Here is a 398-nt window from a genome sequence, read left to right as displayed (position 1 = left end):
ACTATCAGCTGTTTCTTTTTCCTTGGTAAAAATCGTTTTAACGCCATGATACATGTATTCTCTTTCAACACCCGATTGGTCATAAGCATCGAAAACACAAATAATTTCATCTGAAATAACTGCATTATAATTTGCAATTGCATCTATTAATTGCATTCTAGCTTCTTCTAAATTCTCTTTTGCAATGGCGCTTAGCGTTGGTGATTGTCCTATCATATTGTATCCATCAATGATTAAGTAACGTTCTTTCATTATATTTCTCCAACATCATGTCTTTTTCGAAATACTTCGTACATCATTAAACTTGCTGCAACCGAAGCATTCAAACTGTTTACATGTCCAACCATTGGAATCTTAATATAAAAATCGCATTTATCACTTACTAGGCGACTCATACC

At 33.4% G+C, this 398-nt stretch carries 2 protein-coding genes; both read right to left on the bottom strand.

Annotated elements, in window-relative coordinates; all coding sequences use genetic code 11:
• Positions 1-252: NYN domain-containing protein (locus M3182_RS25800; RefSeq protein ID WP_251560681.1), on the bottom strand; the 252-nt coding region annotated here is incomplete at its 3' end.
• Positions 252-398, bottom strand: a 147-nt coding sequence (locus M3182_RS25795) for a TrmH family RNA methyltransferase (RefSeq protein ID WP_285869600.1), incomplete at its 5' end; no start/stop codon positions are given. The genes M3182_RS25795 and M3182_RS25800, both read right to left, overlap by 1 nt.

This window comes from Mesobacillus maritimus (assembly GCF_023715205.1).
GTDB lineage: Bacteria > Bacillota > Bacilli > Bacillales > Cytobacillaceae > Mesobacillus_B > Mesobacillus_B maritimus_C.
This window is presented reverse-complemented; position numbering and strand designations above follow the sequence as displayed.